Source organism: Rhizobium sp. LEGMi-198b, assembly GCF_054114205.1.
In genome coordinates, this window is record NZ_JBSYVH010000002.1 from 631,001 (window position 1) to 649,620 (window position 18,620).

Annotated in this window: 16 protein-coding genes; 14 read left to right on the top strand and 2 right to left on the bottom strand. The window is 60.1% G+C overall.

Features of this window, described 5'->3' with window-relative positions; all coding sequences use genetic code 11:
• The first annotated feature begins 39 nt into the window (after positions 1–39).
• The 6 genes from choW (at position 40) to ade (ending at position 6,630) form a co-directional block, all read left to right on the top strand.
• A complete protein-coding gene (choW, locus tag ACXHXG_RS09720) occupies positions 40–900 on the top strand; it encodes a choline ABC transporter permease subunit (protein WP_245463873.1) in 861 nt (286 codons plus the stop codon).
• The gene (gene choV, locus ACXHXG_RS09725; RefSeq protein ID WP_285167845.1) at positions 897–1,946 is read left to right on the top strand and encodes a choline ABC transporter ATP-binding protein; all 1,050 of its coding nucleotides are present in this window, start codon (positions 897–899) and stop codon (positions 1,944–1,946) included. The genes choW and choV overlap by 4 nt, the downstream gene beginning before the upstream one ends.
• A gap of 40 nt (positions 1,947–1,986) precedes the next feature.
• The gene (locus ACXHXG_RS09730) at positions 1,987–2,736 is read left to right on the top strand and encodes a HugZ family pyridoxamine 5'-phosphate oxidase (RefSeq protein WP_457899152.1); all 750 of its coding nucleotides are present in this window, start codon (positions 1,987–1,989) and stop codon (positions 2,734–2,736) included.
• 118 nt (positions 2,737–2,854) lie between these two features.
• Complete coding sequence (locus ACXHXG_RS09735) at positions 2,855–3,172, top strand: ArsR/SmtB family transcription factor (RefSeq protein ID WP_028751732.1); 318 nt, start codon at positions 2,855–2,857, stop codon at positions 3,170–3,172.
• A 338-nt stretch (positions 3,173–3,510) separates the two neighbouring features.
• Positions 3,511–4,839, top strand: a complete 1,329-nt coding sequence (gene aptA / locus ACXHXG_RS09740; RefSeq protein WP_285167843.1) for an omega-aminotransferase AptA — start codon at positions 3,511–3,513, stop codon at positions 4,837–4,839.
• 93 nt (positions 4,840–4,932) lie between these two features.
• The gene (ade, locus tag ACXHXG_RS09745) at positions 4,933–6,630 is read left to right on the top strand and encodes an adenine deaminase (RefSeq protein ID WP_285167842.1); all 1,698 of its coding nucleotides are present in this window, start codon (positions 4,933–4,935) and stop codon (positions 6,628–6,630) included.
• Here the strand turns inward: ade and bglA are convergent, their stop codons facing one another.
• Positions 6,631–8,277: a beta-galactosidase BglA gene (bglA, locus tag ACXHXG_RS09750; protein WP_104823803.1), complete on the bottom strand. Its 1,647-nt coding sequence runs from the start codon at positions 8,275–8,277 to the stop codon at positions 6,631–6,633.
• A 293-nt stretch (positions 8,278–8,570) separates the two neighbouring features.
• Here bglA and ACXHXG_RS09755 point away from each other — a divergent pair, with 293 nt between their 5' ends.
• From ACXHXG_RS09755 to ACXHXG_RS09790, 8 genes are all read left to right on the top strand, one after another.
• A complete protein-coding gene (locus tag ACXHXG_RS09755; RefSeq protein WP_104823804.1) occupies positions 8,571–10,151 on the top strand; it encodes a peptide ABC transporter substrate-binding protein in 1,581 nt (526 codons plus the stop codon).
• 50 nt (positions 10,152–10,201) lie between these two features.
• Positions 10,202–11,125 (top strand): ABC transporter permease subunit, encoded by a 924-nt coding sequence (locus tag ACXHXG_RS09760; protein ID WP_104823805.1) that lies wholly within the window; start codon positions 10,202–10,204, stop codon positions 11,123–11,125.
• Complete coding sequence (locus ACXHXG_RS09765; RefSeq protein WP_457899153.1) at positions 11,122–12,039, top strand: ABC transporter permease; 918 nt, start codon at positions 11,122–11,124, stop codon at positions 12,037–12,039. The genes ACXHXG_RS09760 and ACXHXG_RS09765 overlap by 4 nt, the downstream gene beginning before the upstream one ends.
• Position 12,040: 1 nt before the next feature.
• The gene (locus ACXHXG_RS09770) at positions 12,041–13,036 is read left to right on the top strand and encodes an ABC transporter ATP-binding protein (protein WP_457899154.1); all 996 of its coding nucleotides are present in this window, start codon (positions 12,041–12,043) and stop codon (positions 13,034–13,036) included.
• Positions 13,029–14,015, top strand: a complete 987-nt coding sequence (locus ACXHXG_RS09775; RefSeq protein ID WP_457899155.1) for an ABC transporter ATP-binding protein — start codon at positions 13,029–13,031, stop codon at positions 14,013–14,015. Before ACXHXG_RS09770 ends, ACXHXG_RS09775 begins: the two co-directional genes overlap by 8 nt.
• Positions 14,016–14,108: 93 nt before the next feature.
• Positions 14,109–15,026, top strand: coding sequence for a sugar kinase (locus ACXHXG_RS09780; protein WP_457899156.1), 918 nt, complete (start codon positions 14,109–14,111; stop codon positions 15,024–15,026).
• A gap of 123 nt (positions 15,027–15,149) precedes the next feature.
• On the top strand, positions 15,150–16,256 hold the full coding sequence (locus tag ACXHXG_RS09785; protein WP_104823810.1) for a glycosyltransferase family 4 protein: 1,107 nt from the start codon (positions 15,150–15,152) through the stop codon (positions 16,254–16,256).
• A gap of 474 nt (positions 16,257–16,730) precedes the next feature.
• Positions 16,731–17,171: a MarR family winged helix-turn-helix transcriptional regulator gene (locus tag ACXHXG_RS09790; RefSeq protein ID WP_104823811.1), complete on the top strand. Its 441-nt coding sequence runs from the start codon at positions 16,731–16,733 to the stop codon at positions 17,169–17,171.
• Positions 17,172–17,183: 12 nt separating this feature from the next.
• On the opposite strand, the gene der is transcribed toward ACXHXG_RS09790, so the two are convergent.
• Entirely contained in the window at positions 17,184–18,611 is a 1,428-nt protein-coding gene (gene der, locus ACXHXG_RS09795; protein ID WP_104823812.1) for a ribosome biogenesis GTPase Der, read from the bottom strand.
• Between the last annotated feature and the right edge of the window lie 9 nt (positions 18,612–18,620).

Here is an 18,620-nt window from a genome sequence, read left to right on the forward strand (position 1 = left end):
TATCCGGAATTATTTGAGACGCCCGGAATCGCCGCCCCAATGGTGGGCAAAGACGTGAACTGGTTAAACGATTACCGCATCCCTATCGGTCCATGGGCCAAGGCCTTCGTGGATTGGCTGACGAGCAATTTCATATGGTTCTTCGACGGCCTTTCCTTCGTTGCCTCGCATGGGATCAAAGGACTTTTGTTCCTCTTGCAGGCACCGCATCCGCTGGTCGTTGTGATCATTTTCGCGGCCGTTGCCTACTGGCTGCGCCGGAGCATTCCGGTCACGATCCTGACCCTGGTCGGCCTGTTGATCACCATCAACCAGGGTTACTGGAAGGAGACGACCGAGACGCTTGCGCTGGTGCTGGCCTCCACTTTCGTCTGTATGCTCGTGGGCGTCCCCCTCGGCATCGCCGCCGCTCGCCGTCCATGGCTCTATGCCTTCATGCGACCGGTCCTCGACCTGATGCAGACTATCCCGACCTTCGTCTATCTGGTGCCGGCGATGATTCTGCTCGGCCTCGGCATGGTACCGGGCCTGATCGCCACCGTCGTCTTCGCCATTCCCGCATCGATCCGTATGACCCGCCTCGGCATCATCTCGACGCCGCCCTCTCTCGTCGAAGCAGCCGAAGCCTTCGGCGCGACACCGCGACAGGTGCTGCGCAAGGTCGAGGTGCCCTTTGCCACGCCACAGATCATGGCCGGTTTGACGCAGACGATCATGCTCTCGCTCTCGATGGTCTCCATCGCCGCCCTCGTCGGCGCGCCTGGCCTCGGCGTGCCGGTACTGCGCGCATTGAACAGCGTCAACGTCGCCAAGAGCTTTGATTCCGGCTCCTGCATCGTCATCCTGGCGATCATTCTCGACCGCATGTTCCGTGCCCCCGGCGAAGGAGAAAAATCATGACCACCGCCGTCGGCTTCAAAAATGTCAGCATCATCTTTGGCGATCGTCCCGAGACAGCGCTGAAACTTGCCGATGCCGGCAAGTCGCGCGACGAGATCGGCAAGGCGACCGGCCTTGTGCTCGGCGTCGCCAACGCCTCGCTCGAGATCGAGGAAGGCGAAATCCTCGTGCTCATGGGCCTCTCCGGCTCAGGCAAGTCGACGCTGCTGCGCGCGGTCAACGGCCTGGCGCCGGTCGTGCGCGGCGATGTCATTGTCAATAGCAAGGCCGGACCGGTCAATCCGTATAGCTGTAACCCCAAGGCGCTGCGCGACCTGCGCATGCATACCGTTTCGATGGTGTTCCAGCAGTTCGCGTTGCTGCCCTGGCGTACCGTCGCCGACAATGTCGGCTTCGGACTGGAGCTGGCCGGCGTGCCCGAGGCTGAGCGCAAGAAGCGCGTCGACGAGCAGTTGCAGCTCGTCAACCTGACGCAATGGGCAAACCGCAAGGTCAACGAGCTCTCTGGCGGCATGCAGCAGCGCGTCGGCCTCGCCCGCGCTTTTGCGACCGGCGCGCCGATCCTGCTCATGGATGAGCCGTTCTCTGCGCTCGATCCGCTGATCCGCACCCGCCTGCAGGACGAACTTCTGGAATTCCAGCGCCGTCTGAAGCGGACGATCCTCTTCGTCAGTCACGATCTCGACGAGGCCTTCCGCATCGGCAACCGCATCGCCATCATGGAGAGCGGACGGATCATCCAGTGCGGCACGCCGCAGGAAATCGTCAAAAACCCCGCCGATCAATATGTCGCTGACTTCGTGCAGCACATGAACCCGATCAGCATGTTGACCGCCCGCGACGTCATGCAACAGGGTCTCGGCCACTCCGCAGCAGGCGGCTCGGTCACTGCCACCGCAACGGCCACAACGCCGCTCGTCGATATTCTCGACGCGCTGACGCATCAGCCCGGCAATATCGGCGTCGTTGACAACGGCGTGATTATCGGGACGATTTCCGCCCAGGATGTCGTGGCTGGCCTCACCAGCCACCGGCGGAGAGAGTAGTCTATCCTCATGCTCTCTCCTGCCCTGCGAGAGAGCGACTATGAACGATAAACCGTCCGTATTGCGGGAAACCGATGACGAGGCGCGCAAGCAGGCACGTATCCTGCTGCGCGCCGCTCGTTATGCGGCCATGGCCGTCATCGATCCGGAAACAGGCTTCCCTTCCGTCAGCCGCGTACTGACCGGCACGGATATCGACGGCGTGCCCGTCATTCTCGTCTCCGGCCTTTCAGCCCATACCAAGGCGCTGGCGAGAGATCCCCGCGCCTCGCTTCTCTTCGGGGAACCAGGCAAAGGCGACCCGCTCGCCCATCCGCGCCTCAGCGTTCAATGCAACGCCGAACGCGTCGGTCGCGAAAACCGTCTGTACGGACGCATTCGTTCGCGCTTTCTCGCCCGGTACCCCAAGGCAAAGCTTTATGCCGATTTTGCCGATTTCTGCTTTTTCCGCCTTATACCGCTTACCGCCAGTCTTAATGGCGGTTTTGGAAAAGCATATGTCCTGCCCGGGAACGATCTGATGATTCTCTCGACGGCTAGCGAGATGATTGCTGAACAGGCAGATGCGATAGTGCGAGAATTACTAGCCCACTACCCTTGTATCATTACAACTATAGTGGAGAGGTTGAGAGGATCGGGCGGTAAAAATTGGCGTATTTGTGGCTTAGATATGGCAGGAATCGACCTAATTCGGGGAGATGAGACGCTAAGATGGGAATTTGACGCACCATTGTCGGAGTTGCAGGGCACTCATACATACATATCTAAAATAGCATACTCGATACCTTAAATTTAGGTATATACAATCTTTGGCCTATATTGGTATTGTTACTTATCGGATTAATTCCCCGATTAGAAAAATACCCCCGCAATTTCTGATGTACGCTCCGCATTAGGAAGATTAAAAGATGAAGACAAGAAATTTGGCCGAACACTCCAACGTGGCGGCAGCATTATTATCTGCTATGGCGAACCCGAAGCGCCTTATGATTCTTTGCAGCCTGGTCAAAGGGGAAGTTCCGGTTGGCGTATTGGCCAATCAGGTGGGGCTCAGCCAATCTGCACTCTCCCAGCATCTTTCGAAGCTGCGCGCCCAGAAGCTGGTGAAGACCCGCCGCGATGCTCAAACGATTTACTACTCCAGTACTTCAGACTCGGTCATTCGGGTTCTGGAAACGCTGGAAGACATTTATTGTGAACCGGAAAAAAGTAGATCGGCTGCTTAATAGCCAAAACTGGCTCTAGGTATGTCGAGGCAAGATCTCTAAGGAAAAGATAATTTCCGACCCTTAAGATCAAGCCCCCTTTCATCACCACGTATATAACTGATTTGGCTGGCAAATTTCCCAATTTGCCAGCCTTTTCGCGTTTAGCGGCTTGTCCTCGGCGGTTCGCGACGCAGTGGAGGAGACCGGCCAAAGCGAAACCGCCCCTCGTCATCCCCTGTCCCCTACCTTTGTCTTGACGTCAGGGGGCCGACTGATAATTTGACCGGGCAGTAAATAATCACGCGGTTCCGCACCGCGATCGGGAAATGGCCCCCGAATGGCCATTGGAGAACAGCATGTCCGACCGTTTGAATGCCACCCCCAACGATTTGCGCGCCTTCTGGATGCCGTTTACGGCCAATCGTCAGTTCAAGAAGGAGCCGCGCCTCTTCGTCAGCGCCAGGGATATGTACTATACGACCCATGACGGTCGGCAGGTGCTGGACGGAACTGCGGGTCTGTGGTGCGTGAATGCCGGCCACTGCCGGCCGAAGATCACCGAAGCCATTCGCCAGCAGGCGGGCGAACTCGACTATGCGCCGGCCTTCCAGCTCGGCCATCCCAAGGCGTTCGAGCTGGCAAACCGGCTGGTGGACATCGCGCCGGAGGGCATGAACCATGTTCTCTATACCAACTCAGGTTCTGAATCCGTCGAAACCGCGCTCAAGGTGGCGCTTGCCTATCATCGCGTGAAGGGCAACGGCTCGCGTTTCCGCCTCATCGGCCGCGAGCGCGGCTATCATGGCGTCAATTTCGGTGGCATCTCCGTGGGCGGCATCGTCTCCAACCGCAAGATGTTTGGCACGCTGCTAACCGGCGTCGACCACATGCCCCACACGCATCTTCCCGGCAAGAATGCCTTCACGCGCGGTGAGCCCGAGCATGGCGGCGATATCGCCAGCGAGCTGGAGCGCATCGTCACCCTGCACGACGCCTCCACGATCGCCGCCGTCATCGTTGAGCCGGTCGCCGGCTCCACAGGCGTGCTGATCCCGCCGAAGGGTTATCTGCAGAAGCTGCGTGAAATCTGCACCAAGCACGGCATCCTGCTGATCTTCGACGAAGTCATCACCGGTTTTGGCCGCCTCGGCACCCCCTTCGCCGCGCAATATTACGACGTGAAGCCGGACATGATCACGACCGCAAAGGGCCTGACGAATGGCGTCATCCCGATGGGCGCAGTCTTCGTGACCTCGGAAATCCACGACGCCTTCATGCAGGGACCCGAGCACATGATCGAGTTCTTCCATGGCTATACCTATTCCGGCAACCCGATCGCCTCTGCCGCAGCTCTGGCGACGCTCGATACCTACAAGGAAGAAGGCCTGCTGACACGCGCCGCCGAGCTTTCGGACTACTGGGCCGACGCGCTGCACTCCCTGAAGGACTGCCCAAACGTCATCGACATCAGAAACACCGGCCTCATCGGCGCCATCGAGCTCGACCCCATCGCCGGCGAACCCACCAAGCGCGCCTTTACCGCCTTCCTGAAAGCCTACGAAAAAGGCCTGCTGATCCGCACCACTGGCGACATCATCGCACTCTCCCCGCCGCTGATCATCGAAAAGCACCATATCGACGAACTCTTCGGCAAGCTCAGGGATATCTTGCAGAATAATATCTGAGGCATAAGCTCGAACAAAACTGCGCCCCTCACGCCTCCTTTTGCTTCAGCAGAAGAGCCGGCATGAGGGGCGATCCATATGCGAGGGATGACCATGACCACCAAACTCGAACGCTATATCGACCAGGGCGTCGGCCGGCAGCCTGCCGACATCGTGCTAAAAAACGGCCGGTTCTTCGACTTGGTGACGGGCGAGCTGGTTGCCTCGGACATCGCCATCTGCGGCGATCGTATCGTCGGCACCTGCGGCGGCTATCAGGGCCGCGAGGAGATCGACATCTCCGGCCGGATCGTCGTTCCGGGCTTCATCGATACGCATCTGCATATCGAATCCTCGCTGGTGACGCCGCATGAGTTCGATCGCTGTGTCCTGCCCTATGGCGTGACTACCGCCATCTGCGATCCGCATGAGATCGCCAATGTGCTCGGCACGGAAGGCATCCAGTATTTTCTGGAGTCCTCGCTGGAGACCATCATGGACATCCGCGTCCAGCTCTCCTCCTGCGTGCCGGCGACGCATCTGGAAACGTCAGGCGCCGACCTGCCGATCGAGAAGCTCCTGCCCTTCCGCGACCATCCGAAGGTCATCGGCCTAGCGGAATTCATGAACTTCCCGGGCGTCGTGCACAAGGACCCCGTCTGCATGGCCAAGCTCGAGGCTTTCCAGGGCGGCCATATCGACGGCCATGCGCCGCTGCTGCGCGGCAACGACCTCAATGGCTATCTCGCCGCCGGCATCCGCACCGAGCATGAATGCACCACCGCCGAGGAAGCGCTCGAAAAGATCCGCAAAGGCATGCATATCCTCGTGCGCGAGGGTTCGGTCTCCAAGGACCTGCATGCCCTGATGCCGATCCTGACCGAACGCCTGTCGCCTTACCTTGCGCTTTGCACCGATGACCGCAATCCGCTCGACATCGCCGAACAGGGCCATCTCGATTATATGATCCGCACCGCCATTGCCCACGGCGTCGAGCCGCTGGCGATTTATCGCGCAGCCTCCATCTCGGCTGCCCGCGCCTTCGGCCTGCGCGACCGCGGCCTGGTGGCGCCCGGTTGGCGCGCCGATCTTGTCATCATCGACAGTCTGGAGAACTGCAAGGCGGAGATCGTCTTCTCCGCGGGCCGGCGCGTCACTGCGGAGCTTTTCGCCCACCGCAAGCCCATCGCCCCGGTCGGCCTCGATAGCGTCAGGGCGCGCCCGATCAACGCCGCCGATTTCGGCGTGCCGGTGACCGAGGGCGAAAGTTCCGTGATCGGCGTCACCCCAGGAAAGATCATCACGCAGCATCGCCGGTATCGCCTGCCAGTCAAAGGCAACCAGACCGACCTCGACCTCGGCAATGATGTGATCAAGGTCGCCGTCATCGAGCGGCACGGCAAGAACGGCAATCATGCCAATGGTTTCGTTCAGGGCTTCGGCCTGAAGAAGGGTGCCATCGCCTCGACGGTCGGTCACGACAGCCACAATATTTGTGTCGTCGGCGTCAATGAAGACGATATGGCCCGCGCCGCTAATCGTCTTAGCGAGATCAACGGCGGCTTCGTCGTCGTCGAAAATGGCGTCGTCACCGGCGAAATCGCCCTGCCCGTCGCCGGCCTGATGAGCCTTGAACCCTATGAAAGCGTTCGCGACACCTTGCATCACTTGCGTCAGGCAGCTTACGCCCTCGGCGCGACGCTGGAAGAGCCCTTCCTACAGCTCGCCTTTCTGCCGCTGCCGGTCATCCCGCATCTGAAGATCTCGGACCGGGGCCTTGTCGATGTCGACAAGTTTATGCTGATTGGGTGATCACCCCACCTGGCAGCAGAACACATCCAACGCCGCGAGTGTCACCACCTCGCTGGCGTTGGCGGTCGCAAAGCCCGGCATCGGCACAGCTTTCGCCACCTTGATCCCCTTTGGCAGAGCAACCTTTACGGGCTTACGAGACAGGTTGAAGACAAAAAGCAGTGTTTCGTCGCCCTTCTTGCGCGTAAAGGCGAAGACGTCCTCCTTGGTATCGAGGAAGACCATGTCGCCATCGACCAGCGCTGCATGCCGCTTTCGGAAGGCCAGGGTCTCGCGATAGTGGTGAAGAACGGACTGCGCATCCGCCTCCTGCTTGTCGACGGCAAGTGCTGCGTGCTGATAAGGCACCGGCAGCCATGATTTGTCTGCCGTGGTAAAGCCTGTGTGCGCCCGGCCCGCCTCCCAGGGCATCGGCGTGCGGCATCCGTCGCGGCCCTTGAAGGCCGGCCAGAAGCGAATGCCGTAGGGGTCCCGAAGATCCTCGAACGCGAGTTCCGCCTCGGGCAGGCCCAATTCCTCACCCTGATAGAGGCAGATCGAACCACGCAAGGTAGACAGCAAGGAAATCGCCAATTTGGCGACACGCGGTTGCTCGGCCTCCGTTTCGGCAAACCGGCTGACATGACGGTTTACGTCGTGGTTGGAAAAAGCCCAGCAAACCCAGCCGTCGGCGACGTTTTCCTGGAAATCGCCGACGCAGCGGCGGAAATGTTCCGGTGTGAAGTCCGGGCCTAGCAGATCGAAGGTATAGCACATGTGCAGCTTGTCGCCGCCGCTGGTATAGGCGGCGACCGTCTGCAGCGAGCGGGCGCCGTCGCCGACTTCACCGACGGTCGTGCGCCCTTCATACTGATCAAGCAGCTTGCGGAAGCGCTTCAGGAAGCCGATGTTTTCCGGCTGCGTCTTGTCATGGAGGTGGTTCTGCATGCCATAGGGGTTGCTTTCCGGCGCATCCAGTCCGCCAATGGCAACCGCGGCCGGCGGGTTGTCCCGCAGCTTCTTGTCGCAGAAATAGTAGTTCACCGTATCCAACCGGAAGCCGTCAACACCGCGATCGAGCCAGAACTTGACCGCCGCAAGCACGGCATCCTGGACTTCGCTATTGTGGAAATTCAAGTCCGGCTGCGAGGTCAGAAAATTGTGCTGGTAATATTGCCGGCGCACGCCATCCCATTCCCAGCCAGGCCCGCCGAAGATCGACAGCCAGTTGTTCGGCGCCGTGCCATCCGGCTTCGGATCGGCCCAGACATACCAGTCGGCTTTGGGATTATTGCGGCTTGCCCGGCTCTCGACGAACCAGGGATGGCGATCCGACGTATGCGAAATCACCTGATCGATGATGACCTTGAGGCCGAGCGCATGCGCTGATGTCATCATCTCGTCGAAGTCGGCGAGCGTGCCGAAGATCGGATCGACGTCGCAATAGTCGGCGACGTCATAACCCATATCGGCCATCGGCGAGGTGAAGAAGGGAGCCAGCCAAATGGCATCGACGCCGAGTGAGGCAATATGCGGCAGGCGGCGAGTGATACCCTTGATATCGCCGAGCCCATTGGCGTCGGTATCCTGAAACGACCGCGGATAGACCTGATAGATCACCGCACCACGCCACCAATCGGCTCCCGCCGCTTTGTCCGTTGATTTCATGAAACAATCCGCCTCGATTTCCTCTCACCCTTCAGATTGCACACTAAGCCTTGGGCGGCAAGCGGCAAACCAGATGAAGGATGAACCGGGGATTGAACGCGCAAAAATTCGTGAAGTGATTTCGGAAAATTGCCAGTGTAGATATTCACAGCCTCAAGCGGCCGCTCGCTTTAGGACTTGAAAGCGACGTTGCATCGGATAACTTGCGACATTGACCTGCACGTACAGGTCACCTGCGGGATAAAAATAGCCTTAAAAACAAGGCCCATAGCTCCAGAAAGGTGGGGAAAGATATGACTCATTTCAGCAAGAAGTTCATCGTGTCGGCGTTCGTCGGCACGTTGTTAAGCGTCTCTGCACATGCGGCGACCCTAAATATCCACAACGGCGGCGACCCGACGTCGCTCGACCCGCAAAAAATTTCCGGCGACTGGGAAAACCGTATCGATGGCGATATTTTCGAAGGCCTGGTGACGGAAGATCCTAAGGACAACCCGATCCCCGGCCAGGCAGCAAGCTGGACCATTTCCCCCGATCAGAAGGTCTATACCTTCAAGCTGCGTGACGGCATCAAATGGTCCGATGGCCAGCCGGTAACGGCTCAGGACTTCGTCTTTGCCTTCCAGCGCCTGATGGACCCGAAAACCGCCGCCCAATATGCCTACCTGCAATATACGATCCTGAATGCGGAAAAGATCAACAAGGGTGAAATCAAGGATCTCAGCCAGCTCGGCGTCAAGGCAATCGATGACAAGACACTGGAAATCACTCTTGAAAATCCGACGCCTTACTTCCTCAACGCGTTGATGCACTACACGGCCTATCCGCTGCCGAAGCATGTCGTGGAATCCAAGGGCGACGAATGGGTCAAGATCGGCAACATCGTCACCAACGGCCCCTACAAGCCCACCGAATGGGTGCCCGGTTCGCATGTCAGCATGGTCAAGAGTGACCAGTATTACGACGCCAAGGACATCAAGATCGACAACGTCAACTATTACACGCTGGAAGATCAGGCCGCTGCCCTGAAGCGCTATCGCGCCGGCGAATTCGATATCCTCACCTCTTTCCCCGCCGACCAGTTTGATTGGATCCAGAAGAACCTTCCTGGCCAGGCGCATGTGGTTCCGTTCCTCGGCACCTACTATTACGTGCTGAACGCCACCAAGCCGCCTTTCAACGACAAGCGCGTCCGCCAGGCCCTCTCCATGGCCGTCAACCGCGAAGTCATCGGCCCGAAGATTCTCGGCACCGGCGAGCTGCCGATGTATTCCTGGGTACCGCCGGGCACGGCCAATTACGGCGAGCCGGCCTATGTGAGCTGGAAGGATGAGCCTTACAAGCAGAAGGTCGAAGAGGCCAAGAAGCTGCTCAAGGACGCCGGCTTCGGCCCTGACCATCCGCTGAAAGCGCAGCTTCGCTACAACACCAATGATAACCACAAGCGCATCGCCGTTGCGATCGCCGCCATGTGGAAGCCGCTCGGCGTCGATATCGAGCTCTACAACACCGAAACCAAGGTGCATTATGATGAAATGCAGCGCGGTCAGGTGGAAATCGGCCGCGCCGGCTGGCTCGCCGACTACAACGATCCCATCAACTTCCTGAACCTGCTCTCAACCGGTGTCGAAATGAACTATGGCCGCTGGAGCAATCCGGATTACGATGCGCTGATCAAGCGGGGCAACGAACAGACCGACCTGAAGAAGCGCGCCGAAATCTACAAGAAGGCCGAGCAGCTCGCGCTCGACGACAGCGCTGCCATCCCGATCTACTACTACGTCTCCCAAAACATCGTCGCCCCGAAGGTCCAGGGCTTCGTCGATAATATCCAGGACATCCATCGCACTCGCTGGCTGTCGATCAAAGAATAATTGGGAACAGGCCCCTTCCCAGATAAACCGGGAGGGGGCCGTCTAAGACCATGTTTGGCTACGCTCTCCGTCGTTTGCTGTCGACAATCCCCGTCCTGTGGATTGCCGTGACAGTGTGTTTTTTCATTCTGCGCCTCGCTCCCGGCGGCCCCTTCGATGGCGAAAGGCCATTGCCGCCGGAAGTCAAAGCCAACCTCGCGGCTCACTACAACCTCGACAAGCCTCTGGTTGAGCAATATCTGATCTATGTCGGCGACGTCATGAAGGGCGATCTAGGCCCCTCTTTCGCTAACCAGGACTTCACCGTCACCCAGCAGATCATGTCCGGCTTTCCCTATACGCTGACAATCGGCGGCGCCGCCTTCGTTCTTGCAACGATCATCGGCGTGGTTGTCGGCTGTCTTGGGGCGCTCTATCAGAACCGGAGCGCCGACTACTGGCTGGGCGGAGGACTGCTCATCGGCCTTGTGATGCCAAGCTTCCTCATCGCCCCGATCCTGCAGCTCGTCTTCGGCAATACGCTTGGCTGGCTGCCGGTCGGCGGTTGGGGCAATGGCTCGATCAGGTTCCTGATCCTTCCGGTCATCGTTCTGACATTGCCGCATGCGGCACGCATTTCGCGCCTAATGCGCGGCTCGATGATCGAGGTGATGAGCCAGAACTTTATCCGTACCGCCAAGGCTAAGGGCATAGGCCCACGGCTCACCGTTATGCGGCACGCCTTGAAGCCCGCCTTGATGCCCGTCGTGTCCTATCTCGGACCCGCAGCAAGCTATCTGCTTACCGGCTCGCTGGTGGTAGAAAGCATTTTCGGCCTTCCCGGCGTCGGCCGCTACTTCGTCGGCGCGGCGCTGAACCGCGACTACGGCATGGTTCTTGGCACGGTCATTTTCTACATGGTCCTGATCGTGGTCCTCAATCTGCTGGTCGATATCGCCTATGCCTGGCTCGACCCGAAAGTGAGAATGCGATGATCCTCAATTCCGCCAAGAGAGAATTGCTGGAAGCGGAATTGCTTTCGGCAGAGGGGCTTGCACCCAAGGGGCGCTCCCTCACCGGCGATGCGATGCGTCGCCTGCTCCGCAACAAGGCTGCCGCGCTGTCGCTGATCGTGCTGGCAGTGCTGATTCTGGTTGCCATATTCGGCCCGTATTTCCTGCCCTTCAACTATGAAGATCCGGATTGGACCTCCTTCCGCGGCCCACCGGACTTCGTCGCCGGCCATTATTTCGGCACCGACGGAAACGGCCGCGACCTGCTTGCCCGCACGCTCTACGGCACGCGCGTCTCGCTGACCGTCGCCCTGGTGGCAACCCTCGTCTCGGTTGTTATCGGCGTGCTTTATGGCGCCGTCGCCGGCTATTTCGGCGGTCGTGTCGATGCGATCATGATGCGCTTCGTCGATATCATGTACGCCCTCCCCTACGTCCTCTTCGTCATCCTGCTGATGGTGATCTTCGGCCGTAACGTCTATCTGCTGTTTGCGGCGATCGGGGCGCTCGAATGGCTCACTATGGCTCGCATCGTGCGTGGTCAGACGCTCTCCATCAAGCAGCGGGAATTCATCGAAGCGGCGCGGGCCTCCGGCCAGCGATCGTTCAAGATCATCCTCAAGCACATCGTTCCGAACCTCGTCGGGCCGGTCGTCATCTACGCGACGCTCACCATTCCCGAGATCATCGCGACGGAGAGCTTCCTGTCCTATCTGGGCTTCGGCGTGCAGGAACCGCTGACCTCGCTCGGCACGCTGATCGCCGAGGGCTCCGCCGGCATGGAGACCACGCCCTGGCTATTGTTCTTCCCCGCCGGCTTTCTTGTCGCCCTGCTGATGAGCCTGCTCTTCATCGGCGATGGCCTACGCGACGCTTTCGATCCGAAGGATCGCTGACATGACAGATACGCTTCTCGAACTCAAAGACTACTCCATCACCTTCCGTACACCGGAAGGCGAAGTGGCCGCCGTCTCGAAGATGAACCTGACGATCGGCCGTGGCGAGCGCGTCGCCATCGTCGGCGAATCCGGTTCCGGCAAGAGCCAGACCTTCCTCGGCCTGATGGGCCTGCTCGCCAAGAACGGCCGCACCAGCGGCCAAGCGCTTTTGGACGGCAAGGACCTCCTGACGCTGAAGCCGCGCGAACTCGACCATGTGCGCGGCAAGGACATGGCCATGGTCTTCCAGGACCCCATGACGGCGCTTAATCCGTCATTGCGCATTTCGCGGCAGTTGACCGAGCAGCTCGAAGTCCATGGCGGGCTTTCGGCGCGCGCGGCGTCTGCCGCAGCACTCGACATGCTGAAGCGCGTCGGCATCCCTGACCCGACGCGACGTTTCAATCTCTATCCGCACGAACTCTCGGGCGGCATGCGCCAGCGCATCGTCATCGCCATGGCGCTGCTCACCAAGCCGAAGCTCCTGATCGCCGACGAGCCGACGACGGCGCTCGACGTCACCATCCAGGCGCAGATCCTCGATCTCTTCAACGAGCTGACGGCGGAAATGAACACGGCGCTCGTCATGATCACCCATGACCTCGGCGTCGTTGCCGGTCTCGCCGATCGCGTCGCCGTCATGTATGCCGGCCGCATTGTCGAGGAGGCACCGGTCGAAGAGCTCTTCGAAAATCCAGCCCATCCCTATACCGCGGCGCTGCACGCCTCCATCCCGCGGCCGGATCAGGATGTCGACGATCTCGCCGTCATACCCGGCCGGCCGCCGAACCTGATGCATCTGCCGCGCGGCTGTTCTTTCTCGCCGCGCTGCGCCCATGTGCAGGACGACTGCCTGGACGCGCCGCCGCCGCTCGACCGGCTTGCGCCGCAACGCTGCGCCGCCTGCTTCCATCCCCTCTCTGCCCAGCAGGAACGGAGCCTCATCCATGGCTGAACACACGCTTCTGAAGGTCGAGCACCTGACCACCGAATTCGAGCTGCCATCGAAATCTCTCTTCAAACCGCCGTTGGTCCTGACGGCGGTCAATGATGTCAGCTTCGAGCTGAAGACCGGGCGCACGCTTGGCATCGTCGGCGAATCCGGGTGCGGCAAGTCGACACTCGGCCGTTCCATCCTGCGGCTGATCAAGGCGCAGAAGGGCCGCATCATGTGGCAAGGCGGAAACCTGCTGAATCTTTCCGAAGAGGAAATGCGTGCCGCCCGCCGCGACATGCAAATCATCTTCCAGGATCCGATCGCCTCCCTCGACCCGCGCATGACGGTCGGCGACATCATCGCCGAGCCGCTGACCGTATTCGAGCCGAAGCTGACAAAGGCGCAGCGGCAGGAGCGCGTCCGCGAGATCATGGCGGCGGTCGGGCTCGTGCCGGAAATGATCAATCGCTACCCGCATGAGTTCTCCGGCGGCCAAGCGCAGCGCATCGGCATTGCCCGCGCAGTCGTGACGCGGCCGAAGCTGATCGTCTGCGATGAACCGGTCTCGGCCCTCGACGTATCGATCCAGGGTCAGGTGATTACGCTGTTGCGCAAGCTGCGCAAGGAGTTCGGCCTGACGCTGATCTTCATCAGCCATGACCTCTCCGTCGTGCGGCTGATCTCAGACGACGTGCTGGTGCTTTACCTTGGCAAGGTGGTGGAAGCGGGCGACGCCGCCACCGTCTTCGACCATCCAGCCCATCCCTATACACAGGCCTTGTTCTCCGCCGCACCCATCCCCGACCCGAAGCGGGCGCGCGGGCGCGAGCGTATCCGCCTGCAGGGCGACCCGCCCTCGCCGCTCAATCCACCGGCCGGCTGCGTCTTCTCGCCACGCTGCTGGAAGGCGACGGATATTTGCAGGACCAAGATGCCGCCGACCGAGCAAGTTCGCCCCGGCCAGACCGCGGCGTGCTATCATATGGACAGGCCATAGGGCTCAAAAGGTGGACGGTGCAGCCTGCCGTCCACCTTGCTCAAGCAGCCGCATCCGCGTATGCAGCAGCGAAGGAAAACGCAGGAGGACGTCTTGGGCGGGCATTTTCTATCGATCGGCGAATGCATGGTGGAGCTGTCGCAGGCCGAGGACGGATATCTGCGCAAGGGCTTTGCCGGCGACACCTTCAACACGGCCTGGTACGCCCGCGCCTGCCTGCCGGCCGATTGGTCCGTCGATTATTTCACCACCCTCGGCGATGATGTGATGTCGGACGAGATGCTGAATTTCATGAAGGCGCATGACATCGGCACGTCGAATGTTCGCCGCCTCCGTGGCAAGACGCCCGGCCTCTACATGATTAACCTGAAGGATGGCGAGCGCTCTTTCAGCTATTGGCGCGACAGTTCGGCCGCCCGCCAGCTTGCCGCCGATGGCGATCAGCTTCGCACCGCGATCGAGGGGGCCAACGTCCTCTATTTTTCCGGCATCACCTTGGCGATCCTCTCGCATGAAGACGCCGAGACATTGCTCGCCGAGCTCCGCCGCGCAAAGGCCGTCGGCAAGCTGGTGGTCTTCGACCCCAACCTGCGCCCGCGCCTCTGGTCGAGCTTCGACGCCATGCACACCATGATCGGTGAAGGCGCGCGCGCCTCGACGCTGGTGATGCCGAGCTTCGACGACGAGGTCTCGCATTTCGGCGACGATTCGATCGCCGGCACCATCCGCCGTTACCGGCTGCACGGCGCCAATATGGTCGTCGTCAAGAACGGTGCCGATGGCGCGACCGTCGGAACCGATGCCGGCGAAACGCTCGTTCCAGCCGTCAAGGTCGCGAAGGTCATCGACACCACCAGCGCCGGCGACAGCTTCAATGGCGCGTTCCTTGCCCATTATCTGGAACATGACGACCCCGTCGCCGCCGCCCATTTTGCCGCAGAAATCGCCGCAAGGGTCATTCAGGAACACGGTGCCTTGGTGCCGCCGGAAAAGCTGCAAGCCGCCGGCTAAGGCTGTAATATTTCCATCATGGACACCCCGCACAATAGGACAGGCGCGGGAATCATCTTTGCTGCACCGGATTGGGTTGTACCGACACCATGAGGGTGCGGTGCGGATGGAACGTTTTTGGATATGTTGCAGCGCTTGTCGGACATCGATCACAGAGCATGGGCTGAAGGGGCAACCCCGGTCGCAAACCCGGAGCGCCTGCTCATCGTCAGCGATGCCTGGCATCCGCAGGTGAATGGCGTCGTCCGCTCCATCGAAAATACCAACCGCGAACTGGCGCGCATCGGCGTCGATGTCGCCATGATCACGCCGGAAGGTTTTCGCAACGTCCCTTGCCCGACCTACCCGGAAATCCGCCTGTCGATCGCAAGTTACCGCAAGGTCGCCGCCAGGATCGAAGCAGTCCGGCCGACCTATGTGCATATCGCGACAGAAGGCCCGCTCGGGCTGACGGCGCGGCGCTGGTGCCTGAAAAACGGCATGCCGTTTTCGACGAGCTATCACACTCGCTTTCCCGAATATGTCGCGGCCAGGCTGCCGATCCCGCAAAGCTGGCTCTACGCCTTCGTCAAATGGTTTCACAATGCCGGTTCCGGCTGCATGGTGGCGACACCGAGCCTTGCCAATGAGCTCAAGCAGAAGGGCATTCACAATCTGCTGCCCTGGAGCCGCGGCATCGACTCGACGCTTTTCCGCCCGCAGCCGCTGGAAGACAACCCCTTCGGCCTGCCCCGCCCTATCTTCATGACCGTCGGCCGGGTGGCGCTCGAAAAGAACCTGCCGGCCTTCCTCGATCTGGACCTGCCTGGCTCGAAGGTCGTCGTCGGCGACGGACCGGCGCGGGCCGAGTTGCAGAAACTTTATCCAAAAGTACTCTTCCTCGGCTCGAAGTTCGGCGAAGCGCTGGCGCATGCCTATTCGCAAGCTGACGTTTTTGTCTTCCCGTCAAAGACCGATACATTCGGCAATACCATCTTGGAGGCGCTGGCGAGCGGCGTTCCCGTCGCCGCTTATCCCGTCACCGGCCCTGCCGATATCCTTGGCGGCAATGATGCGGCCGGCGTCGTCGACGAAGATCTGGCGAAAGCCTGCTTTGCCGCATTCTCCTCTTCCCGCGAGGCGGCTCGTGCTCTGGCGCTCAACTATTCCTGGGAAGCTGCCACCACGCAATTCATCGGCAACGTCCGCCTCGCCAATCATCGCGGCCGGATGTTGACGCAAAACCACTAAAGTGCGGGCTATTCGCCGGCCGCCGACGGCCGCCGTTTCGTGCGAAGCACGCATGCGTTCAATATTCTCTTCCATCCCGTAGACGACAAAGAACGAGCGTCACATCACGACCGGCTCTCGCCGGCGCAGCGGCGATATTGTCTGCGCACTATGGCATGCGGGAACAGTTGGCCGGTCCACCGCGTTCACTGGCACGCACAGCGACGCTCTGCCTTCATGTTCTAGTCGATATGACCAGCAGCAAACGTCAAAATTGAATTCCTTGGATGTTCCGCCACATACCTGGGAGCGGCGCAGGTGCTATTGGCCATCCGCGAACGGGCCGGGCTTGGCGTATTGGCGCTAAATACCCAGCCGCGGTTCTCAGATGGGGCTTTGCATTGCAATACCAAGAAATGCATGGCTCCCATGCGCTTTTATGTATACGATTATTTATTGCACGATTTAAGTAAGGTCGCTTACGGAGTGCTGGAAATGACAGACGACCCACTGAAACTGGACACCTTCATATGCTTCGCCCTCTATTCGGCGAACCATGCGATGAACCGGCTATACAAGCCCATGCTCGATGAGTTGAACCTCACCTATCCGCAATATCTCGTCATGGTGACGTTGTGGGAGGAGGATGGCCAGACCGTCGGCGGTATCGGCGAAAAGCTTTTCCTGGAATCAAGTACGCTAACGCCGCTGCTGAAGCGCCTGGAAGCCGCCGGCTTCATTCAGCGCACCCGCAGCAAGGAAGATGAGCGTCAGGTGCTGATCAGCCTGACCAGCGAAGGCGTCGGTTTGAAGAAGAAGGCCACCGGCATCCCCGCTTGTATCCTGGATGCATCGGATACCACGGCGAACGAGCTGACACGGTTGAAAGCGGAAATCATCAAGCTGCGCGAAGCGCTCAGTAAGAACGCGGCCTGATCCCTCAGGCCGTCATCGCTTCTTTTTGGTCTCGTAAGGATTGTCCGACGAGCGGAAATGGATGCGGATCGGCACGCCCGGCATGGCGAAATCTTCCCGCAGGCCGTTGATCAGGTAGCGCACATAGGATTCCGGCAGCGCATCCGAGCGGGTGCAGGAAATCATGAAGGCCGGCGGGCGCGCCTTCACCTGGGTCATGTATTTCAGCTTGATACGCCGGCCGGAAACCGCCGGTGGCGGATGCTGAACCTGCTGTGTCTCCAGCCAGCGATTGAGCTTGGCGGTGGACACGCGCTTGTTCCAGACCTTGTCGGTATCGACGACCGCTTGCATCAACCGGTCCAATCCCTCGCCCGTCTGACCGGAAATCGGAACGGCGCGAATACCGCGCGCCTGCGGCAGCAGCCGGTCGGTCTTTTCGCGCAGGTCGGCAAGCACTGCCTGGCGATCCTCGATCATGTCCCACTTGTTGAAGGCAAGCACGGCGGCCCGGCCCTCGCGGACGACGAGATCGACGATCTGAAGATCCTGCTTCTCGAAGGGAATGGTGGCGTCGAAGACGATGACTACGGTCTCGGCGAAACGAATGGCGCGCAGCGCATCGGCGACGGAGAGCTTTTCGAGCTTTTCAATCACCTTGGCCTTGCGGCGCATGCCGGCGGTATCGAACATTTTCACGGTACGGCCGCGCCAGCTCCAATCGACCGAGATCGAGTCGCGGGTAATTCCGGCTTCCGGACCGGTCAGCAGCCTGTCCTCGCCGAGGAAACGATTGATCAGCGTCGACTTGCCGGCATTCGGGCGGCCGACGATGGCGACACGCAACGGCCGCGTGTCGTCATAGGCCGGCTCTTCGTCGATCTCTTCACCGTCCTCACCCATGGCAGGGCGCGGAATGCTGACATTCGTCTCCGCCTCATCCTCTCTCGGCGGAAAGGCACGCTCATGGCCGAGCGCCTCGACGATAGCGTCGCGCAGATCCATCATACCCTGGCCATGTTCGGCAGAGATCGGGCAAGGCTCGCCAAGGCCGAGCGTGAAAGCGTCATAGAAGCCGCTGTCAGAGCCTCGCGCTTCCGATTTGTTGGCGACGAGAACCACCGGACGTCCGCGCTTGCGCAGCATTTCTGCGAGCGTCTTGTCGACATGGGTCAAACCCATCTTGGCGTCGACGACGAACAGCGTCAGGTCTGCTTCATCGATCGCAGCCTCCGTCTGGGCACGCATGCGGCCTTCCAGCGTCTCTTCGTCGGCTTCTTCGAGACCAGCGGTATCGACAATGCGAAAACGAAGATCGACGAGGCGCGCATCGCCAGGACGGCGGTCGCGCGTTACACCCGGCGTGTCATCGACGAGCGCCAGCTTCTTGCCAACCAAACGGTTGAAAAGAGTGGACTTGCCGACATTCGGGCGACCGACGATCGCGACCGTGAAACTCATTTAGTGATT